Source organism: Pseudomonas sp. MG-9 (assembly GCF_018729515.1).
Lineage (GTDB): Bacteria > Pseudomonadota > Gammaproteobacteria > Pseudomonadales > Pseudomonadaceae > Aquipseudomonas > Aquipseudomonas serboccidentalis.
The window spans coordinates 1-19,700 of record NZ_JAHHZH010000006.1; the positions used below are offsets into that span (position 1 = coordinate 1).

The window sequence follows — 19,700 nt, forward strand, 5'->3', positions numbered from 1 at the left end:
ATTGGGTGCATTCAGTGGAGACTGGTCGGCTGGCAGGCCGCCATCGCGAGCAGGCTCACTCCTACAGTGGGATTGGGTGCATTCAGTTGGAGACTGGTCGGCTGGCAGGCCGCCATCGCGAGCAGGCTCACTCCTACAGTGGGATTGGGTGCATTCAGTGGAGATTGGTCGGCTGGCAGGCCGCCATCGCGAGCAGGCTCACTCCTACAGTGGGATTGGGTGCATTCAGTGGAGATTGGTCGGCTGGCAGGCCGCCATCGCGAGCAGGCTCACTCCTACAGTGGGATTGGGTGCATTCAGTGGAGATTGGTCGGCTGGCAGGCCGCCATCGCGAGCAGGCTCACTCCTACAGTGGGATTGGGTGCATTCAGTTGGAGACTGGTCGGCTGGCAGGCCGCCATCGCGAGCAGGCCATTTCCCACAATGGGATTGGGTGTGGTCAGTTGGAGACTGGTCGGCTGGCAGGCCGCCATCGCGAGCAGGCTCACTCCTACAGAAAAGCAAAAGCCGACCGCATGCTCTTCACCACTCAACAGGATGAGCGTTAGCTCGGCTGCAGCTCTTGATCTGCCGGCCCCTTCGGCAGGCTGAGTGGAGGGGTTTATCCGGGGGTGGGAGCGCAGCGACCGTTTGGCGAAGCCAAACACATCGAGAGGAGGTGCAGCGAAGCAAACCGTAGACGATGCCCCCGGATGAATCCTGCAACGAAGGAACCCGAGCCACGGCGAGGGCCGAACGCCGGGGCCCAGACCTTTGGTTCCTTTGGGGCGTTTGCCAAAGGGACTCGCTGTAAGAGCGAAACCGCCAGCCGCAACCCCCGAAGCAACGGATATACACCCAAAACCCCAAGAACCTGGTCGGCCCAAAGGCCGCCAAGTCCAACAAAGCCAATCAACCCTCGCGACGAACCCGGAACCAAGCCGCATACAAAGCAGGCAAAAACAACAGCGTCAAAGCCGTAGCCACAATCAACCCCCCCATGATCGCCACCGCCATCGGCCCAAAAAATACACTCCGAGACAAAGGAATCATCGCCAGCACCGCCGCCAACGCCGTCAACACGATCGGCCGAAACCGCCGCACCGTCGCCTCGATAATCGCCTGCCAAGGCTTAAGCCCCGAAGCAATATCCTGCTCGATCTGATCAACCAGAATCACCGAGTTGCGCATGATCATCCCCGACAGCGCAATCGTCCCCAGCATCGCCACAAACCCGAACGGCTGGCGGAACACCATCAGAAACAACACCACCCCGATCAACCCCAGCGGCGCCGTCATAAACACCATCGCCGTGCGCGAGAAACTGCGCAATTGCACCATCAGCAACGTCAGCACCACCACGATGAACATCGGCACCCCGGCGTTCACCGACTTCTGCCCACGCTCCGAATCCTCCACCGTACCGCCCACATCCAGCAGATACCCGTCAGGCAATTCGGCACGGATCGGATCGAGCGTCGGCTGAATCTGCTGCACCAGCGTCGCCGGCTGCTCCTTGCCGTAAATGTCCGCCCGCACGGTCACCGTCGGCAGACGATTGCGGTGCCAGATGACCCCTTCCTCAAAGCCATATTCCAAGGTGGCAATCTGCGACAACGCCACGCTGCGACCGTTATCGGTCGGCACAGCCAGGCTCGGCAGCAACGACAACTCGGTGCGCTCGTGCACCGTGCCGCGCAGCAGAATCTCGATCAATTCGTTGTCTTCGCGGTACTGGCTGACGCTGGAACCGGTGAGCGAACTCTGCAGGAATTTCGCCAGGTTGGCGGTGCTCACACCCAACGCGCGGGCGCGATCCTGATCGATGTTCAGGTACACCACCTTGCTCGGCTCCTCCCAGTCCAGGTGCACGTTGACCACGTGCGGGTTCTCGCGCACCTTGGCCGCCACTTTGCGTGCCAGCGCGCGGACTTCCTCGATGTGCTCACCGGTAACGCGGAACTGCACCGGATAGCCAACCGGCGGGCCGTTTTCCAGACGCGTGACCCGCGAGCGCAAGGCCGGGAATTGCTCGTTCAGCGTGTCGATCAACCAACTGCGCAGGTTCTCGCGCTCTTCGATGTTTTTCGCCAGCACCACAAACTGGGCGAAGCTCGCCGCCGGCAGTTGTTGATCCAGCGGCAGGTAGAAACGCGGCGAACCGGTACCGACATACGCCACATAGTTGTCGATGCCGGCGTGGTCCTTGAGCATCGCTTCCAGGCGTTTGACCTCGGCCGTGGTGTTGGCCAGCGAGGCGCCTTCGGCCAGTTTCAGATCGACCATCAATTCCAGTCGATTGGAGGCCGGGAAGAACTGCTGCGGCACGAAACGAAACAGCATCACTGACGCGATGAACAGCCCCACCGTCAGCACGATCACGGTCTTGCGGTGCGCCACGCACCACTCCACCAGACGCCGCACCCGCTGATAGAACGGCGTGCCATACGGGTCCGCCTGCCCGTCAGTCGTGCCGTGTTTGGCGGCGTGAATCTTCGCCAGATCCGGCAGGAGTTTTTCCCCCAGATACGGCACGAACATCACCGCCGCCACCCACGAAGCGAGCAGCGCGATGGTCACCACCTGGAAGATCGAACGGGTGTATTCGCCGGTGCCGGACTGCGCCGTGGCGATCGGCAGAAAGCCCGCTGCAGTGATCAGCGTACCGGTGAGCATCGGGAATGCGGTGCTGGTCCAGGCGTAGCTCGCAGCCCGGATCCGGTCGAAGCCCTGCTCCATTTTGATCGCCATCATTTCCACGGCGATGATCGCATCGTCCACCAGCAACCCCAGCGCCAGCACCAGCGCGCCGAGGGAAATCTTGTGCAGGCCGATGCCGAGGTAATACATACAGGCGAAGGTCATCGCCAGCACCAGCGGAATGGTCAGCGCGACCACCATGCCGGTGCGCACACCGAGGGAGAAGAAGCTCACCAGCAACACGATCGCCAGCGCCTCGACCAACACCTGGACGAACTCGCCAACACCGGTTTTCACTGCTGCCGGTTGGTCGGACACCTTGCGCAATTGCATGCCGGCCGGGAGGCCTTTCTGCAAGCGCGAGAATTCGCCTTCCAGTGCCGTGCCCAGCACCAGAATGTCACCGCCGTCCTTCATTGCCACCGCAAGGCCGATGGCGTCTTCGCCCATGAAACGCATGCGCGGTGCCGGTGGATCATTGAAACCGCGATGTACATCGGCGACATCGGAGATGCGGAACGTCCGATCACCAACCCGGATCGGGAAGTTCTTGATCTCGTCGACGGTCTGAAAATTCCCCGAGACCCGCAGCTGTACACGCTCGCTGCCGGTTTCGAAGAAGCCGGCGGTAGACACCGCGTTCTGCTCTTCCAGCGCCTGCTGCACGGCCGCCAGTGGCAAGCCAAGGGTGGCGAGTTTGACGTTGGACAGCTCGACCCAGATCTTCTCGTCCTGCAAACCGAGTAGATCGACCTTGGCCACATCCTTCACCCGCTGCAGCTGGATCTGGATGCGGTCGGCGTAATCCTTGAGCACGGCGTAGTCGAAACCGTCGCCGCTCAGTGCGTAGATATTGCCGAACGTGGTGCCGAATTCATCGTTGAAAAATGGCCCCTGAATCCCCGGCGGCAAGGTCTGGCGAATGTCGCTGACCTTCTTGCGCACCTGATACCAGAGGTCGGGAATGTCCACTGAATGCATGGAGTCGCGAGCCATGAAGGTGACCTGCGACTCGCCCGGGCGGGAGAACGACACGATGCGTTCGTACTCACCGGTTTCCATGAGTTTCTTTTCGATGCGTTCGGTGACCTGACGCGAGACTTCCTGCGCGGTAGCCCCCGGCCAGCGGGTCTGGATCACCATGGCCTTGAAGGTAAACGGCGGGTCTTCGCTCTGGCCCAGCTTGGTGTAGGACAAGGCGCCGACGATGGCCAGTAAAAGCATCAGGAACAGGACGATCTGGCGATTACGCAGCGCCCATTCGGAAAGGTTGAAGCGCATCGGGACTTACTCCTTGTCCGCCAGATTGACCACACGGTTGGAGCGATCCACAGGACGCACCTGCTGCCCCTCGAGCAACACGTGAACACCGGCGGCGACCACCCAGTCGCTGGCGCTCAGGCCTTCGAGCACCGGCACGCTTTTCTCGCCGAACGGGCCGACGCGCACCGGGGTCTTTTTCAAGGTGTTGTTGGCGCTGACGACCCAGACGTAGGTCGCGCCGTTTTCCGCGGTCAGCGCCGAGAGCGGCACCGACAACGGCACCGCATCGGCCGACTGCACAAACACCCGCGCGCTCTGGCCCAGCTCGGCCGGTACTTTGCCGCTGGTGAACGAGATGCGCGCAGCGAAGGTACGGGATTTCGGATCGGCTGCCGGCGACAGCTCGCGAATCTGCCCGGCGAAACGCTGGTTCTGCTGAGTCCACAATTCAACGGTCACGGGCTGGCCGACCTTGAAACGGCCGAAGCTCTGCTCCGGCAAACTGATCGACACTTCGCGCTCGCCATCGGTGGCGAGGGTGAACACGGTTTGCCCGGCGGCAACCACCTGCCCGACTTCCACCGAACGCTTGGCCACCACGCCGTCCTGCGGCGCACGCAACACGGCGTAACTGGCCTGGTTGGTCGAGACGTTAAATTCGGCTTTGATCTGCTTGAGACGGGCTTCGCCGGAGCGGTAAAGGTTTTCCGCGTTGTCGTAGGCGGAACGGCTGACCATCTGCCGCTCCATCAAGGTCTTGTAGCGGTCACGCTCGGCGCGTACCAGATTCAGATTGGCTTCGGCGGCGGCGACCTGCGCGCGGGTCGCTTCGAGTTGCAGGCGCACGTCCTGCGGATCGAGCTCGGCGAGTGGCTGATCGGCCTTCACGCGCTGGCCTTCTTCGACCAGTCGTCGGCTGACTTTGCCGCCGATGCGGAACGCCAGATCGGGTTCGTAGCGCGCCCGAACCTCGCCCGGATAACTTTCCATCGCCTGCGCCGAAGGCACTGGCTGCACCACCATGGCCGGTCGAATGCTGACTTGCGCCGCCTCTTCCTGACCGCATGCGGACAATAAAAACGCCAGGCTGACTGGCACGGCAAAGGACAACGCATGGCGGAACATGGTGACGGACCTTTCGCTAATGGTGCTTGGAATATTTATACTGGCCGGTATGGTATTAATAGCAAACTCACCAGTCCAGTATTAAAAGCGAAGAATGTCGAACAATCTTGCAGCTCCAAACGGCCCGGGCCGTCCGAAGGATCCAGCCAAGCGCCGGGCGATCCTCAATGCGGCGAAAACCCTGTTTCTGAGTCACGGCTACGCCAACACCAGCATGGACGCGGTCGCCGCCGAGGCTGGCGTGTCGAAGTTGACGGTTTACAGCCACTTCAACGACAAGGAAACGCTGTTCTCCTCCGCCGTGATGGCCAAATGCGAAGAGCAATTACCGCCGCTGTTCTTCGAATTGCCCGCCGGCATCGCCGTGGAAAATGTGTTGCTGAACATTGCACGAGGCTTTCACCAACTGATCAACAGCGATGAGTCGGTGAATTTGCACCGCTTGATGATGGCGCTGGGGACGCAGGATCCGAAGCTGTCGCTGATCTTCTTCGAAGCCGGCCCCGAGCGCATGGTGCAAGGCATGGAGCGGCTGCTCAAACGCATCCACGAGACCGGCGCGTTGAACATCGACCAGCCACGTAATGCGGCCGAGCATTTCTTCTGCCTGATCAAGGGCGCGGGGAATTTTCGCTTGTTGTATGGCTGCGGTGAGCCGCTGAGCGAGGCAGCGGCAGAGAGTCATGTGCAGGAAGTGGTGGGGTTGTTCATGCGGGCGTATCGGCCCTGATTTTGCGGAGTATTGACTGCCCCCTTCGCGAGCAGGCCCACTCCTACAGTTGATCGCGGTACTTCTGTGGGAGCGAGCCTGCTCGCGAAGGGGGCGATTCGGGTCTCAGGGCTTGAGCGCTTTCTTCGGGTAGATGTCATACCGGCTCGACTTGCCATCCAGCGCATGGCTCGGCTTTGGCCCCTCGATGCACGGCGCCTTGCGCGGACGCTTGACCACCACGCGGTGCGTCGCCAGGGCCAACGCCGCTTCGAGCAGTGCCGGCGCATCCGGGTCATCCCCGACCAGCGGCCGGAACAGGCGCATCTCTTTCTTCACCAGCGCCGTCTTCTCGCGATGCGGAAACATCGGGTCGAGGTAGATCACCTGTGGCGGCTCGCCTTCCCAGTTGCGCATGACCTCGATCGAGTTGCCCTTGAGCAGTTTCATCCGCGCGACGATGGGTGCCACGTCGAAATCTTCCGCCGCCCGCGCCAGCCCGTCCTCCAGCAGCGCACCGATCAGCGGTTGGCGCTCGATCAGGCTCATCTCGCAGCCCAGGCTCGCCAGCACGAACGCGTCCTTGCCCAGCCCCGCCGTGGCGTCCAGCACCCGTGGGCGCACGCCCTGGGCGATGCCGACGGCCTTGGCGATCATCTGTCCACTGCCGCCACCGTACAACCGCCGGTGCGCCGCGCCACCCTCGACGAAATCCACCCGCACAGGCCCCGGTGCATCCGGGCCGAGTTGCTGCAGCTGTAAACCCTGCTCGCCCAGTTGCAAGGCGAACTCGCCGTCGGCCACCTGCATCGGCAGGCCCAGACGCTCGGCCCACTGCTCGGCCTGCGCTTCAAACGTCGGGCTCAAGGCCTGGACATGGATGCGGCAGGCCGCGGGTTGCTCAATCATGAAAACACGCTCAAAAAAGTTAAGGATCGGCAAAAGGTGGCCGATAAACCAATCAACGCGCATTTTGCCAGAGCTGAGCGTCAACCGAAAAAAATGTCAGGCATTCTTCCCACATCGATTGGCTACATCTCGCCCCATGGCGACTTTAGCCGTCATAACACTCAAGCACTGAGCGGCGTCAGTCACCTGTGGCAGGATTTCTTTGCCCAGGCCCTGGCCGAACAGACGAGTGATGTGGTGCCGGCCTGTGGCACGTTTCCACCGGTTGACCTGAACAGCCCTGAAGAGCCGACCCTGGGCAGCGAGCTGCACGCGCACATCGTCGAGCAGCGTCAGTGCGACGTGGTCGAGACCGAAGTGCGTCCGCCAGAGCCACTGTTCCTGCCGATCGCCGAGTTCGAAACCGATTTGCTGGACAAGCCGTTCCCACCGTTCCCGCCGGAAGAACTCAAGGCTCAGCAAGAGCAGCAGGATTTCGACAGCAGTTGGGTCCGCCCGATCGTGATCAACAATGGTCAGCCTGTGCCAGAGCCTGGCCCGGCACCACAGAAAAAGCCGCTGTACCTGCCGATTGCCGAATTCGACCTCGACCTGCTGCAAAAACCTTATCCACCGTTCCCGCCGGAAGAAATCGTCGAGCAGCAGAAGGCGCTGGACTTCGATAACGGCTGGGCTCGCCCGATCGTCCTGCAGAACCTGCGCCTCGCCGCCTGACCGTCAGCGACACACGCTCCAGCGCCCGACATCGACATGAAAATGGTTGCGATGGGCGGCGTTGTAATCCGGACTCAACACCACACTGAACACCTCGCAGGCGCCATCGCGCACTTGACGCAGAAACTGCGCGTCCTGATTGTGTTTCGGCCAGTCCCTGAGCACGCTGACGCTGCGCCCGTCCGCCAGACGAACACCGGCGATGTCCAGCGCATCGGCACTGGCATGCCGGCTGAGCGCCCCGCTCTCGCGGTTATAGACATTGCGGCAGGCAAAGCTGCCAAGGTGATCGACACGCGCCACAGGCTGGCCGTAAAGCGCTTGCGCGGCGGGTTGCAGGGTATGTCGTTCGAACATCGCGTAAGCCACCGCCAGCGGACAACTGGCAAGGAAGCTACTGCTCAGCGCCACCTCGCCGCCCTGCACACGCACGGCGCCGATCAGCGGGCACTTGGCGTCAGGGCTGTCGGCCTGGGGCGTGACGCGCAGGTCCGAGCGGCTCAGCGCTTGGGCGCATAACTCGGGATCAGTGCGCAAGCGCATCAGCTTGAAACCGGTCAGCCAGTTGGGCACAACTTTCACGTCCAATGGCGCCCACGGGTTCCACTGCGCCGGCACGTCCAGCCAGCCGCGCCAGACGCTGACCACGGCGCCCGCGATGATCAGCAGCAACGACAGCGCGATCCAGCGCCCCATGCTCAGCCTTTGAAGAACTGATTGGCCTTGGCGTACGGCATCGATTGCGCAGTGAAGCCGAAGGTGCCGCTGTGCTGGATTTCTTCAGCGGCGCGGAAAAACTCGCCGAACGCTGCCAGCGCCAATGCCGAACCGGTACTGATGCGCCGCACGCCCATTTCTTCCAGCTCCTGCACCGTCAGTTTCAAACCGCCGGACATCAATACATTGACCGGTTTCGGTGCCACCGCGCGCACCACCGCCAGCACTTCTTCGGCATTGCGCAAACCCGGGGCGTACAGCACATCGGCGCCCGCCTCGGCGAAAGCCTGCAAGCGGCGAATGGTGTCGTGAATATCGGGATTGCCGTGCAGGTAGTTTTCCGCGCGGGCGGTCAGGGTGAAGGGAAATGGCAGCGTGCGCACGGCAGCGACGGCGGCTTCGATGCGCGCCACGGCGTGTTCGAAGCAATAGATCGGCGCGTCGGCGCGGCCCGTGGCGTCCTCGATCGAACCACCCACCGCGCCCGCCTCGGCGGCGCGCAACAGGCTTTTGGCGCACTCGGCCGGATCATCGGCGAAACCGTTTTCCAGGTCCACCGCCACCGGCAGATCGGTCGCCGCGACAATCGCCCGAACATTGTCCAGGGTCTCATCGAGACTCAAGGCGCCGTCGGCCTTGCCTTGGGAAAACGCGTAGCCGGCACTGGTGGTCGCCAGCGCCTGATAGCCCAGACTGGCGAGCATTTTCGCCGAACCTGCATCCCATGGATTGGGCATGACGAAAATCCCCGGACGCTCATGCAGGGCTTTGAAGGCTTGGGCTTTGCGGGCTTGTTCGTTACGGGCTTGGGCATCCATCGGCAGGCTCCTGGGCAGGCATGAAAATGCGCCTCAGAGCAGGCCAAGTTGCTCGGCGGCGGGTTCTCTGTATAGCTCAGGCAGGGATGGCAGGCCAGGCAAACGTTGCATCAATTGTGCGTGGAAACGTTGCGCCAGCTTCGCCGCCATGATGTTGTCGGCGGTGTGCAGGAAGATGTACGGCGTGCGGCCCTCTTCGATCCACTCGGCGATTTTCGCCACCCACGGCACAAGGAACGGATCATTGGCCTCAAGCTCGGGATGGCCGATGAAACGCACCTGCGGGCACTGGGTGAATGCCGCCGGACGCGTCGGCACCCGGGGCTTTTTCGATTGCGCGTGGATCACCGAAGACTCGGTCGACAGGCAACTGAACAGCGCGCGCGGATCGAGACAGATGCGCTCCACCCCACGGTCCAGCAGCAGACGATTGAGCAGACGCTCGCTCTCGCCCTTGGCGAAGAACTGCTCGTGGCGCACTTCCACCGCGAGTGGCCGGTCCAACGCATCGATGAACGCGGTCAGCTCGGGCAGTCGATGCGGGGTAAAACTTTTCGACAGTTGCAGCCACAGCGGCGAGACACGTTCGCCGAGCGGGCGGAGGAGTTTTACGAAGGTTTCGGCGGCAGTCAGTTGATCGCGCAGGTCACCGCTGTGGCTGATGTCGCCGGGGAATTTGGCGGTGAAGCGAAAGTGTTCGGGCATGGTCTCGGCCCAACGCTGCACGGTGGCCGGCGACGGGCTGGCGTAGAAGGTCGTGTTGCCTTCCACGGCGTTGAACACTTGGGAGTAGAGACTGAGGAAATCGGAGGTCTTGGCGTCCTCGGGGTACAGATACTCGCGCCAGGCGTTTTCGCTCCAGGACGGGCAACCGAGGTAGTAAGGCAGCGCCATCAGATGTACAGGTCGAGGCCCAGCACATCCGCATCCCAATCGACAAAACCGGCGGTGCTCAGGTAGCTGGCCAGGGCCATCGCTACACTTTTGCTCATGGCGCGGTGATAAATCATGTCTTGCTGACGGGCAGGCAGATTGGCCAGGCGTTGTGCGGAGGCTTTGGCAGCGCGGGCGGCCAGTTGCTCTTCAGTCGGGAATTCCAGCTCGCCGTCGATATCGTCGACAGACTCATCCAGCGCCACATTGCCTTTACGAGGCTTGCGCTTGATCGGGTAGGACTGAGAGGAAAGGCCGTCTATACGCATAATTTCATGCTCGGTATCAATGATGGCAATTTAGCGGCACCTGACCGACTTAGCAAACTGCCGAGTGATAACTAGAACACATAAAGCGCAAAAGGTTTAAAACGCGGGGTTGGAAACTGACGATTGGCAGCTGTAGAAGTAAAAGATCGCAGCCTTCGGCAGCTCCTACAGAAGCGTGCAATCCCTGTAGGAGCTGCCGCAGGCTGCGATCTTTTAAAGGCTTAGCGAGCCTTCGGAGTGGCGACTTTATCGCGCAGGTAAACCGGTTGCGCATCATCCGCCGGGATCGCCTCACCGCGTTCCCAGGCAAAGCGCGCCAGGGTCAGCAGGTCTTCAGCGTGAGGCAGCATGCCGGCATCCTGACCGGACAGACTGACCGCGATCCGCTCGCCATACCCCCAACCGGTGCCCGCACCGAACCACTCGCCGCAGGCATCGGTGGGTAACGCTGCGACTTCTGGCGGCAGTACCGCTTCGGCCCCGACCAGACGCATTTCGCCAGCCGTCTCGCGGTAGCAGCCCCAATACACTTCATCCATCCGCGCATCGATGGCCGCCGCGACCTGGCTCACGCCATGTTCGCGATGCGCACGCTGTGCCAGCACCGCCAGATTCGACACCGGCAGCACCGGACGATCCAGTGCGAACGCCAGCCCCTGCACCACACCGATAGCAATCCGCACACCGGTAAACGCGCCCGGGCCACGTCCGAACGCAATCGCGTCCACCGCTTGCAACGTGGTGCCGGCGTCGGCCAGCAATTGCTGGATCATCGGCAGCAGCTTCTGCGCATGCAGACGCGGGATCACCTCGTAATGGCTCGTGACCTTGCCGTCATGCAGCAAGGCAACGGAGCAAGCTTCGGTCGCGGTGTCCAGGGCCAGCAAGGTGCTCATCGATGTATCCAAAACAGGTGGGAGAAAAAGTGCGTCAGTATAAACAACTACGGCCCGCAAGCGGGCCGTGGATGATGCAGCGGATCAGCTTTTTCAGCTCAGCGCTTCGAGCACCTTGGCGGTGATCGCTTCAACCGAACCAACGCCCGGAATGTGGCTGTACTTCGGCTTGCCGTTGGCAGCGGAGAGCTCCTTGTAGAAGTTCACCAGTGGCTTGGTCTGCGCATGATAGACCGACAGGCGATGACGCACGGTTTCTTCGGTGTCGTCCTTGCGCTGCACCAGATCGTCGCCGGTGACGTCGTCTTTGCCTGCCACTTTCGGCGGGTTGTAGATGACGTGGTAAACGCGGCCGCTGGCCTCGTGAACGCGACGACCGGCAATACGCTGCACGATTTCTTCGTCTTCAACAGCGATTTCAACCACAGCGTCCAGCTCGACACCGGCAGTCACCAACGCTTCGGCCTGCGGAATGGTGCGCGGGAAGCCGTCGAACAGGAAGCCATTGACGCAGTCTGGTTGAGCGATGCGATCCTGCACCAGCGCGATGATCAGGTCATCCGACACCAGGCCGCCGGCATCCATGATGCTCTTGGCTTGAACGCCCAGTGGAGTGCCAGCCTTGACCGCGGCACGCAGCATGTCGCCGGTGGAGATTTGCGGAATGCCGAATTTCTCGGTGATGAACTTAGCCTGAGTACCTTTACCGGCCCCGGGAGCTCCCAGCAGAATGACGCGCATCGATGTGCTCCTCAATTTTTTATATAGAAAACAACGGGATTCGCCTCTTTGGGCCAATCTTAAAAAAACGGGTCGTGGCCGCACAAACGGCCAAAGGCTGATCAAGATACACAGCAGGCTGCGCCCACACAAGACGCCAAAAGTCGGAGAAACCGGTGCCTGCCGCGACCTTGCGACGCGGTAACCCAAGTCGCAACCCCATCATTAACTGTCGCCTGCCCGCACTTTCTGCCTGTGTACAAAGCGGCACCCGGCCTGTGCACCGGGCGCCCGACGCCAGCGCTAAAACCTTAGCCGGTATTGCGCAAACCGGCGGCAATCCCCGCCACAGACACCAGCAGCGCCTGCTCCACCGGGCTGCCCTGCTCGACATTCTGCTGCCGCGAACGGGCCAACAGTTCGGCCTGCAATAGATGAAGCGGGTCGAGGTAAGTGTTGCGCAGACGGATGAATTCCAGCGTGTCGGGGCTATGTGCCAGCAGTTGCGACTGGCCAGTCAGCCCGAGCACCACCGCGCACGCCTGCGACAATAGGTCGCGTAACTGCGCGCCCAACGGCAGCAAGTCCGGCTCGACCAGACGCTGATCGTAAGACAGCGCAATGTCCGCGTCAGCCTTGGCCAGGACCATTTCCAGCATGTCGATGCGCGTGCGGAAGAACGGCCACTGTTCGCGCATCTGCCCGAGCAACTCGCCTTCGCCACGCTCCAGCGCCTTGCTCAACGCGCTTTCCCAACCGAGCCAGGCCGGCAGCATCAGGCGGGTCTGGGTCCAGCCGAAAATCCACGGAATCGCCCGCAGGCTTTCGATGCCGCCGGCGCGGCGCTTGGCCGGACGGCTGCCGAGGGGCAAGCGTCCCAGTTCCTGCTCCGGCGTGGACTGGCGGAAGTACTCGACGAACTGCGGATTCTCGCGCACCACGGCGCGATACGCGGCAACCCCATCCGCCGCCAACTCGTCCATCAGGTGCCGCCACTCGGGCGTCGGTGGCGGTGGTGGCAACAGCGTCGCTTCAAGCACAGCGGCCAGATACAGATTGAGGTTCTGCTCGGCGATGTCCGGCAGGCCGAATTTGAATCGAATCATTTCGCCCTGCTCGGTGGTGCGGAAACGCCCCGCCACCGACCCCGGTGGTTGCGACAGGATCGCCGCGTGTGCCGGACCGCCACCACGGCCGACGGTGCCGCCGCGACCGTGGAACAGCAGCAGTTCGACTTGCTGTTCGCGACAGATTTCCACCAGACGCTCCTGCGCCCGGTATTGCGCCCACGCCGCAGCGGTGGTGCCGGCATCCTTGGCCGAGTCGGAATAACCGATCATCACTTCCTGCGGGCCCTGCAACCTGGCGCGATACCCCGGCAGCAGCAACAGACGCTCCATGACCGGCCCGGCGTTGTCGAGGTCGGCGAGGGTTTCGAACAGCGGCACCACGCGCATCGGCCGCAGCACGCCGGACTCTTTGAGCAGCAGTTGCACGGCCAGAACGTCGGAGGCCGCGCCCGCCATCGAGATCACGTAGGAGCCCAGCGACGCGCCCGGTGCGGCAGCGATTTCCCTGCAGGTGGCGAGCACTTCGGCGGTGTCGGCGGACGGTTTGAAATGCGCCGGGAGCAATGGCCGGCGATTGTTCAGTTCGCGGGTGAGAAAGCTGATGCGTTGTTCTTCGTCCCAGTCTTCGTAGCGACCGAGGCCGAGGTAATCGGTGATTTCGGTCATCGCCGAGCTGTGCCGCGTCGAATCCTGCCGCACATCGAGGCGCACCAGGAACAGGCCAAAGGTCACCGCCCGGCGCAAGCAATCGAGCAACGGCCCGTCGGCGATCACGCCCATGCCGCACTCGTGCAGCGAGTTGAAGCACAGCTCCAGCGGATCGAGCAGGTCGCGGTTGTTGTGCAACACGTCGGCCGGGGCCGGCGTGCTCGCAGTCAACGACGCATGTGCCCAGTTGCGCGTGGCGCGCAGGCGTTCGCGCAATTGCTTGAGCACCGCACGGTAAGGTTCGGCGCTGTCACCGGCCGGGGCCTTGAGCGCGTCGCTGGCCTGCTGCATCGACAGCTCGGCAGCCAAGTGATCGACATCGCGCAGGTACAGGTCGGCGGCCATCCAGCGCGCCAGCAACAGCACTTCACGGGTCACGGCAGCGGTGACGTTCGGGTTGCCGTCGCGGTCGCCGCCCATCCACGAGGCAAAGCGAATCGGCGCCGCCTCCAGCGGCAAACGCAGGCCAGTGGCGGCAAACAACGCCTGATCGGCCTTGCGCATGTGGTTGGGAATTGCCTGCCACAGCGAATGCTCGATCACCGCGAAACCCCACTTGGCTTCGTCGACCGGGGTCGGCCGGGTGCGGCGGATTTCTTCGGTGTGCCAGGCTTCGGCGATCAATCGTTGCAGGGTGTTCTGGATCTGTTCGCGCTCGGCGCTGGTCAGATCGCGATGATCCTGCGCAGCCAGTTGCGCGGCGATCGCATCGTACTTCTGGATCAGCGTACGCCGCGCCACTTCGGTCGGGTGCGCAGTCAGCACCAGTTCGATTTCCAGACGCGCCAGTTGCCGGGCCAGCGATTCGGCGCTGTGACCTTCATTGCGCAGGCGGGCGAGCAGTTCCGGGAGCACGCGGGACTCGAACGGCGCCGGCTGGGACTCTTCGCGGCGATGAATCAGCTGATATTGCTCGGCGATGTTCGCCAAATTGAGGAACTGGTTGAACGCCCGCGCCACCGGGAGCAATTCGTCTTCACTCAACTGATTGAGGCTGGCGCTCAGCTCGGCGTCCATCGAACCGCGCCGGTCAGCCTTGGCGCCCTTGCGAATCTGCTCGATCTTGTCGAGAAACTCCTCGCCGTACTGGTCACGTATGGTATTGCCCAACAGCTCACCGAGCAGGTGAACGTCCTCGCGCAAGCGTGCATCAATATCAGTCATCAGCAGTTCTCCAGCGGTAATCGGGACGGCTCAGAAACGAATGCTTTGCCCAGAGAGTGCCGCTCTACGGCGCTTCTTACAAGCAGACGACGAAGGGACTTTAAACCTTGTGGCTTGAAGCTAGTCTCAACAGTAAGCCGTACAACGGCTTGCCGCCGGCCTTGCCGGACACTCACCCAGGCCTGCCACGAGCAGGCGCTAATGAGGTCATCATGAAAATCCGTGAACTCGCCCAGCATTGGGAAGAAAACGCCAAGGGTCGCCTGACCGACACCGGCTACACGATTCATCTGGACGTCGAAGCCGCTGCACGGCTGGCGGCGATTGCCGAGATGTACCCCAAACGCCACCCCGAAGAACTGCTCGGCGAGCTGATCGGCGCCGCACTTGAAGAGTTCGAGGCGAGCCTGCCGTATGTGAAGGGTTCGACCGTGGTTGCCACCGATGAGGAAGGTGATCCGCTGTACGAAGACGTCGGCCCGACGCCGCGTTTTCTGGCGCTGTCGAGGCGGCATCTGCAGGATCTGTCGGCGGCTGCCGGTAAACAGAAACACTGATACAACTCCGTTAAACCTGTAGGAGTGAGCCTGCTCGCGATAGCGGTCTTACATTCAACATTTTCGGTGTTTGACACACCGCTATCGCGAGCAGGCTCACTCCTACAGAGATCGCATTCTTCCCTCCGAATCAGCGTGTTTTCGGGCTGAAATACACCCACGCGTACCACTCCCCGCCTCCAAAATTCCCGGTTTAGAGCCTTGTCCGTTTGGTCAAATTTTTTTTGGGCGATGGGCCATCTTTTCTGAACTTTTGAAAAACGCCTCCGGTCGGAACCTGTAACCACGCCTGGAACGAGCGTTTCAAAAACGCGCTTTCACACGACGCTTGCGGCTCCTCGACCAGGATGGATTTTCGGTTTTATCAGGAGTTAAACAATGGAGTTGAAGACCATGAAGACCCAAACCTCGTTCTCCCACCTGCGCGGTCTGAAACTGGCTGCTCTGGCCATCGGCACCAGCTTCGTGCTGGCCGGTTGCGCCGGTAACCCACCGACCGAGCAGTACGCCGTGACCCAATCGGCAGTCAACAGCGCCGTGAGCGCCGGTGGTACCGAGTTCGCTGCAGTGGAAATGAAGCAAGCGCAGGACAAGCTCAAACAAGCCGAAATCGCCATGCACGACAAGAAGTATGAACAAGCCCGTACTCTCGCCGAGCAGGCCGAATGGGACGCTCGCGTAGCAGAGCGCAAGGCTCAGGCCGCCAAGGCCGAACAGGCTGTGAAGGATTCCCAGAAAGGTGTTCAGGAACTGCGTCAGGAAAGTCAGCGCACCGTGCAGTAAGCGCGCATCCCGAATCGCAAAGCTGAAACTTTTATCGATAGAAAGGACGACAAATTATGCGTAAGCAACTGATGATCCCCGCTCTCCTGGCTGCAAGCGTTGCCCTGGCTGCTTGCTCCACCCCGCCTAACCCGAACCTGGAACAGGCGCGCACCAACTACGCCGGCCTGCAGGCCAACCCGCAAGCGAGCAAAGTCGCAGCCCTGGAAACCAAAGACGCCAGCGACTATCTGGACAAGGCCGACAAGGCTTACCTGGACAAACAAGACGCGGCCAAGGTTGACCAACTGGCCTACCTGACCAACCAGCGCGTGGAAGTGGCCAAGCAGACCATCGCCCTGCGCACCGCTGAAAACAACCTGAAGAACGCCGCAGCCCAACGTGCCCAAGCGCGTCTGGACGCTCGCGACCAGCAGATCAAACAACTGCAGCAGAGCCTGAACGCCAAGCAGACCGATCGCGGTACCCTGGTGACCTTCGGCGACGTGCTGTTCGCCACCAACAAGGCTGACCTGAAATCCAGCGGTCTGGTGAACATCAACAAACTGGCGCAATTCCTCCAGGAAAACCCTGATCGCAAAGTGATCGTCGAGGGTTACACCGACAGCACCGGTGCTGCTTCGTACAACCAGTCGCTGTCCGAGCGTCGTGCGACCTCGGTACAAGTCGCACTGATCAAGATGGGCGTCGACCCTTCGCGCATCGTGGTGCAGGGTTATGGCAAGGAATACCCGGTTGCCGACAACGGCAGCGTGTCCGGTCGTGCAATGAACCGTCGTGTGGAAGTGACCATTTCCAACGACAACCAGCCAGTGATGCCTCGTTCGGCGGTCAGCTCGAACTAAGCGTCACGCAGTAACGCAAAAGCCCCGCCTGACTGAGTCAGGCGGGGCTTTTTGTTGAAGATCAAAAGATCGCAGCCTTCGGCAGCTCCTACATCGGAACGCGATCCCTGTAGGAGCTGCCGCAGGCTCGGGCCACGTTCGGACGATCTTTTGCTTTTAAGGTTGAAGTTTTTGCGGGGTTTCCTGCCCCATGCAGCGCACAGCTTTTTTCTGCGCATTGATCAATACACCGGTCAAACCCTTCTGCTCGGTGTCGAATAACACCAGCACGCCATCGATGCACTGCGCCACTTGCGGTGCCGGGTCCAGCGAGACTTTGTAGTCTTCGCCCGGCACGGTCTTGAGCATGGTGAACTCGTTGAGCAGCAGCGCATCCTCGGGTTTGGCGAAGTGCAGGTAGCCGTAGTACCACAGCGCCCCGACGGTGCCGAGGATGCTGCAGATACCGGTGATGATCAGCGGGATGGCGTTACGTTCTTCACTCATTGCGGGCTCTCATCTTCAGAATTCGAGGGTTGCGGATAATTCGGGATCTCGCCGAGGCGGCGCAGGCCGTTGAAATGTTCGGGGTCTTCCAGATAGCGCAGCATCACCTGACGCCAGACCGGATCGCCGAAGGTCTGCACGTGACCACCCCGGGTCAACTGCAGCACCCGCGGTGGCGGCGCCGCTTGATACAGACGAATGCCATTGGACAGTGGCACGAGCGGGTCGTCGATGCTGTGAAAGATCAGTTTCGGTACACCCTTGAGCTGCGGCATCGAGTTGATTGCACTGTCGCTGTCCGGCACCAGCCACGACAGCGGCACCTGAAACGGCCAGGTCAGCCACGATGTGCTGAGGGCGTACTGGCCGACGCTGCGGTAACTGGCGGGGACGCCGTCGAGCACGAAGGCTTTGAGTTGTTTCTGCCGCTCCGGATGCTGCACCAGCCAATGCACCGCCATCGAGCCACCCAGGCTCTGGCCGAGCAGGATCAGCGGCTTGCCTTTGACCTCCGGCGCCTGATCCAGCCAGGCGAACGCGGCGTCGATGTCCTGATAGATCGCCGGCAGGCTTGGTTTGCCCTCGGACAAGCCATAACCGCGATAGTCCACCAGCAGCACTTGATAGCCGCTTTTCGGTAACCACCAACTGCCTCCCAGATGCAACGGCAGATTGCCGCCGTTGCCGTGCAGGTGCAGGACCGTACCTTTGACTTCAACGCCGGGCCTGGCCGGCAGCCACCAGGCATTCAGCTTCAGGCCGTCAGCAGTGGTCAGGGTGACGGTGCGGTACTCGAGTCTGGCTTTTTCCGGGGTGAAGATCTGGCCCGGCTCAGGGTAGAACAACAACGAACTGCAACCACCGAGGGCCAGGAGCAGGCAAAAGATGCCGAGGATTCTCATCCGGTGAAACCTCGCAAAAAATCCGGGTTGGAACAGGATTAAAAACTGTAGGAGTGAGCCTGCTCGCGATAGCGGTGTGTCAGTCGCTATTTTTGTTGATTGACACACCGCTATCGCGAGCAGGCTCACTCCTACGAGGGTTTTGTGTTGGTTCAAAGGATGTTGGAGTAATCCGCCTCGATCCGGTCCAGGCTCAAGTGATTGAGGAAGTTGGAGAAGCACATCCACGCCGACAGCGCGTTCATGTCGCGGAACTGTTCCGGCAGATATTTCGGTGGCACCACCAGACCTTCATCGACCAATTGACGCAAGGTGCGCATGTCCTCCAGCGTAGTCTTGCCGCAGAACAGCAGCGGCACCTGCTCAAGCTTGCCCTTACGCACGGCCAACTGAATGTAGTTGTAAACCATGATAAAGCCCTTGAGGTAGGACAAGTCTTTGGTAAATGGCAGGCCGGTCGGCGTCGAGCCACGGAACACCCGGCTGGCGTTGCCGTAGCTTTCGGCCATTTCAAAACCCTGCTCGCGGAAGAACTCGAACACCTGCAAAAAGTCCGCGCCCTCCTCGACCATGTGAATGGCGCGGGTGCGGTTGGTCAGTTTGCGCAAGCGACTCGGGTAGGAGGCGAAGGTGATAATTTCCATCAGGATCGCCAGGCCTTCCTGGGTCACCGTCGACGAGGGTGGGCCCTTGGACAGGAAGGTGCAGATCGGCTGGTTCAAGCCGTTGAGGGTAGTGCCCACGTGCACCAGGCCTTCGTGAACTTCCAGCGCGCGCACGTCGCGGTCGTTGAACAGCGCGTCGGTGCGGATCTTGATGTAGTCGGCGCCCGCCGCCGCGTCAGCCACGATGCCGTCGGACTCGAACACGCGGATGGTTTCCTCGGCCTCGCCAAACACCTTGTTCAAGCGCGTTTGCAGCAGGTGTACGGCGTCCTTGGCGGTGAGGATTTTCGGCTCGTCCTTCAGATCGCCACGGCCATCGATGTTGTTCAGGTAGTCGGACATCATCAGGCCGAGATCGGCCAGGGTCGGGTCACCGGCATGGAACGCATCGGAGGCAGCGCCGTACAGCTCTTGCGAGATCAGGCCGAAATCCTCGGTGCCGCGCGCTTCGAGCATGCGCACCACCATCCGGTATTCCTTGCACATGCGCCGCATGATCTGCCCGACCGGGTTGAACTGGCCGAGCTGGCGGGTGATGTCGCGTTCGATGTTCTGGAATTCCAGCTTGACCTTGCTCGAATCGAAACTCAGTGGCCGATTGAGGTAGTAGTCACGATCCACCGCCGGCATTTCCTTGCCCTTGGCCTTGAGAAAGCCCTTGCGGATGTTCTCGTCCCACTTGACCGCATCGAGGACGCGGATCGGTGTCTGCGCCAGCACAATGCGATCGGACAGCGTGCGTATCGTCTGCTGGTAATCGTCCACCCG

The 19,700-nt window shown here is 61.4% G+C and carries 19 protein-coding genes; 5 read left to right on the plus strand and 14 right to left on the minus strand.

The genetic code is table 11. The features are described 5' to 3' along the window. Positions 1-296: 296 nt before the first annotated feature. The 3 genes from KKQ10_RS16590 to KKQ10_RS16600 form a co-directional block, all read right to left on the minus strand. Entirely contained in the window at positions 297-533 is a 237-nt protein-coding gene (locus KKQ10_RS16590; protein WP_215501934.1) for a hypothetical protein, read from the minus strand. 358 nt (positions 534-891) lie between these two features. Continuing rightward, positions 892-3,960 carry an efflux RND transporter permease subunit gene (locus tag KKQ10_RS16595; RefSeq protein ID WP_215501709.1) on the minus strand — a complete coding sequence of 1,023 codons (3,069 nt, stop codon included), beginning with the start codon at positions 3,958-3,960 and terminating at the stop codon, positions 892-894. Between the two features lie 6 nt (positions 3,961-3,966). Next, positions 3,967-5,067, minus strand: coding sequence for an efflux RND transporter periplasmic adaptor subunit (locus KKQ10_RS16600; RefSeq protein WP_127650749.1), 1,101 nt, complete (start codon positions 5,065-5,067; stop codon positions 3,967-3,969). A gap of 94 nt (positions 5,068-5,161) precedes the next feature. Here KKQ10_RS16600 and KKQ10_RS16605 point away from each other — a divergent pair, with 94 nt between their 5' ends. Continuing rightward, complete coding sequence (locus KKQ10_RS16605) at positions 5,162-5,797, plus strand: TetR/AcrR family transcriptional regulator (protein WP_127650751.1); 636 nt, start codon at positions 5,162-5,164, stop codon at positions 5,795-5,797. 105 nt (positions 5,798-5,902) lie between these two features. On the opposite strand, the gene KKQ10_RS16610 is transcribed toward KKQ10_RS16605, so the two are convergent. Continuing rightward, a complete protein-coding gene (locus KKQ10_RS16610; protein WP_127650753.1) occupies positions 5,903-6,685 on the minus strand; it encodes a class I SAM-dependent methyltransferase in 783 nt (260 codons plus the stop codon). A 93-nt stretch (positions 6,686-6,778) separates the two neighbouring features. On the opposite strand from KKQ10_RS16610, the gene KKQ10_RS16615 reads away from it, so the two are divergent. Continuing rightward, positions 6,779-7,399: an energy transducer TonB gene (locus KKQ10_RS16615; RefSeq protein ID WP_108589700.1), complete on the plus strand. Its 621-nt coding sequence runs from the start codon at positions 6,779-6,781 to the stop codon at positions 7,397-7,399. Between the two features lie 3 nt (positions 7,400-7,402). Here KKQ10_RS16615 and KKQ10_RS16620 read toward each other — a convergent pair whose 3' ends face one another. The 7 genes from KKQ10_RS16620 to ppc all read right to left on the minus strand — a co-directional run bounded on the left by KKQ10_RS16620 (position 7,403) and on the right by ppc (position 14,694). Beyond that, a complete protein-coding gene (locus KKQ10_RS16620) occupies positions 7,403-8,095 on the minus strand; it encodes an extensin-like domain-containing protein (RefSeq protein ID WP_215501710.1) in 693 nt (230 codons plus the stop codon). Between the two features lie 2 nt (positions 8,096-8,097). Continuing rightward, positions 8,098-8,934: an isocitrate lyase/PEP mutase family protein gene (locus tag KKQ10_RS16625; protein WP_127650757.1), complete on the minus strand. Its 837-nt coding sequence runs from the start codon at positions 8,932-8,934 to the stop codon at positions 8,098-8,100. 33 nt (positions 8,935-8,967) lie between these two features. Then, on the minus strand, positions 8,968-9,828 hold the full coding sequence (locus tag KKQ10_RS16630; RefSeq protein WP_215501711.1) for a DUF72 domain-containing protein: 861 nt from the start codon (positions 9,826-9,828) through the stop codon (positions 8,968-8,970). Next, on the minus strand, positions 9,828-10,136 hold the full coding sequence (locus KKQ10_RS16635; RefSeq protein ID WP_003222071.1) for a hypothetical protein: 309 nt from the start codon (positions 10,134-10,136) through the stop codon (positions 9,828-9,830). The genes KKQ10_RS16630 and KKQ10_RS16635 overlap by 1 nt, the downstream gene beginning before the upstream one ends. 221 nt (positions 10,137-10,357) lie before the next feature. Continuing rightward, positions 10,358-11,032, minus strand: a complete 675-nt coding sequence (gene tsaB / locus KKQ10_RS16640) for a tRNA (adenosine(37)-N6)-threonylcarbamoyltransferase complex dimerization subunit type 1 TsaB (RefSeq protein ID WP_215501712.1) — start codon at positions 11,030-11,032, stop codon at positions 10,358-10,360. A gap of 93 nt (positions 11,033-11,125) precedes the next feature. Further along, positions 11,126-11,773 (minus strand): adenylate kinase, encoded by a 648-nt coding sequence (gene adk, locus KKQ10_RS16645; protein ID WP_127650765.1) that lies wholly within the window; start codon positions 11,771-11,773, stop codon positions 11,126-11,128. A gap of 290 nt (positions 11,774-12,063) precedes the next feature. Then, the gene (gene ppc / locus KKQ10_RS16650) at positions 12,064-14,694 is read right to left on the minus strand and encodes a phosphoenolpyruvate carboxylase (protein WP_215501713.1); all 2,631 of its coding nucleotides are present in this window, start codon (positions 14,692-14,694) and stop codon (positions 12,064-12,066) included. A 212-nt stretch (positions 14,695-14,906) separates the two neighbouring features. On the opposite strand from ppc, the gene KKQ10_RS16655 reads away from it, so the two are divergent. The 3 genes from KKQ10_RS16655 (at position 14,907) to lptF (ending at position 16,879) form a co-directional block, all read left to right on the plus strand. Beyond that, positions 14,907-15,251 carry a hypothetical protein gene (locus tag KKQ10_RS16655; protein ID WP_003222064.1) on the plus strand — a complete coding sequence of 115 codons (345 nt, stop codon included), beginning with the start codon at positions 14,907-14,909 and terminating at the stop codon, positions 15,249-15,251. Positions 15,252-15,629: 378 nt separating this feature from the next. Further along, on the plus strand, positions 15,630-16,034 hold the full coding sequence (locus KKQ10_RS16660; RefSeq protein ID WP_007964219.1) for a DUF4398 domain-containing protein: 405 nt from the start codon (positions 15,630-15,632) through the stop codon (positions 16,032-16,034). Positions 16,035-16,090: 56 nt separating this feature from the next. Continuing rightward, entirely contained in the window at positions 16,091-16,879 is a 789-nt protein-coding gene (gene lptF / locus KKQ10_RS16665) for a lipotoxin F family OmpA-related lipoprotein LptF (RefSeq protein WP_127650769.1), read from the plus strand. A 156-nt stretch (positions 16,880-17,035) separates the two neighbouring features. Here lptF and KKQ10_RS16670 read toward each other — a convergent pair whose 3' ends face one another. The 3 genes from KKQ10_RS16670 to KKQ10_RS16680 form a co-directional block, all read right to left on the minus strand. Further along, complete coding sequence (locus KKQ10_RS16670; RefSeq protein ID WP_127650771.1) at positions 17,036-17,365, minus strand: PA3694 family proteiin; 330 nt, start codon at positions 17,363-17,365, stop codon at positions 17,036-17,038. Continuing rightward, positions 17,362-18,267, minus strand: coding sequence for an alpha/beta hydrolase (locus KKQ10_RS16675; RefSeq protein ID WP_127650773.1), 906 nt, complete (start codon positions 18,265-18,267; stop codon positions 17,362-17,364). The genes KKQ10_RS16670 and KKQ10_RS16675 overlap by 4 nt, the downstream gene beginning before the upstream one ends. 152 nt (positions 18,268-18,419) lie before the next feature. Further along, a complete protein-coding gene (locus tag KKQ10_RS16680) occupies positions 18,420-19,697 on the minus strand; it encodes a flavohemoglobin expression-modulating QEGLA motif protein (protein ID WP_003222055.1) in 1,278 nt (425 codons plus the stop codon). Positions 19,698-19,700 lie beyond the last annotated feature (3 nt).

What these genes read in the sequence shown, in the direction of transcription:
- KKQ10_RS16625 (WP_127650757.1), bottom strand. Translation starts at nt 8,934, where the DNA reads ATGGATGCCCAAGCCCGTAACGAACAAGCCCGCAAAGCCCAAGCCTTC.
- lptF (WP_127650769.1), top strand. Translation starts at nt 16,091, where the DNA reads ATGCGTAAGCAACTGATGATCCCCGCTCTCCTGGCTGCAAGCGTTGCC.
- KKQ10_RS16670 (WP_127650771.1), bottom strand. Translation starts at nt 17,365, where the DNA reads ATGAGTGAAGAACGTAACGCCATCCCGCTGATCATCACCGGTATCTGC.
- KKQ10_RS16660 (WP_007964219.1), top strand. Translation starts at nt 15,630, where the DNA reads ATGGAGTTGAAGACCATGAAGACCCAAACCTCGTTCTCCCACCTGCGC.
- KKQ10_RS16675 (WP_127650773.1), bottom strand. Translation starts at nt 18,267, where the DNA reads ATGAGAATCCTCGGCATCTTTTGCCTGCTCCTGGCCCTCGGTGGTTGC.
- KKQ10_RS16615 (WP_108589700.1), top strand. Translation starts at nt 6,779, where the DNA reads ATGTCAGGCATTCTTCCCACATCGATTGGCTACATCTCGCCCCATGGC.
- adk (WP_127650765.1), bottom strand. Translation starts at nt 11,773, where the DNA reads ATGCGCGTCATTCTGCTGGGAGCTCCCGGGGCCGGTAAAGGTACTCAG.
- KKQ10_RS16600 (WP_127650749.1), bottom strand. Translation starts at nt 5,067, where the DNA reads ATGTTCCGCCATGCGTTGTCCTTTGCCGTGCCAGTCAGCCTGGCGTTT.
- KKQ10_RS16630 (WP_215501711.1), bottom strand. Translation starts at nt 9,828, where the DNA reads ATGGCGCTGCCTTACTACCTCGGTTGCCCGTCCTGGAGCGAAAACGCC.
- KKQ10_RS16620 (WP_215501710.1), bottom strand. Translation starts at nt 8,095, where the DNA reads ATGGGGCGCTGGATCGCGCTGTCGTTGCTGCTGATCATCGCGGGCGCC.
- KKQ10_RS16595 (WP_215501709.1), bottom strand. Translation starts at nt 3,960, where the DNA reads ATGCGCTTCAACCTTTCCGAATGGGCGCTGCGTAATCGCCAGATCGTC.
- KKQ10_RS16605 (WP_127650751.1), top strand. Translation starts at nt 5,162, where the DNA reads ATGTCGAACAATCTTGCAGCTCCAAACGGCCCGGGCCGTCCGAAGGAT.
- KKQ10_RS16610 (WP_127650753.1), bottom strand. Translation starts at nt 6,685, where the DNA reads ATGATTGAGCAACCCGCGGCCTGCCGCATCCATGTCCAGGCCTTGAGC.
- KKQ10_RS16655 (WP_003222064.1), top strand. Translation starts at nt 14,907, where the DNA reads ATGAAAATCCGTGAACTCGCCCAGCATTGGGAAGAAAACGCCAAGGGT.
- ppc (WP_215501713.1), bottom strand. Translation starts at nt 14,694, where the DNA reads ATGACTGATATTGATGCACGCTTGCGCGAGGACGTTCACCTGCTCGGT.
- tsaB (WP_215501712.1), bottom strand. Translation starts at nt 11,032, where the DNA reads ATGAGCACCTTGCTGGCCCTGGACACCGCGACCGAAGCTTGCTCCGTT.
- KKQ10_RS16635 (WP_003222071.1), bottom strand. Translation starts at nt 10,136, where the DNA reads ATGCGTATAGACGGCCTTTCCTCTCAGTCCTACCCGATCAAGCGCAAG.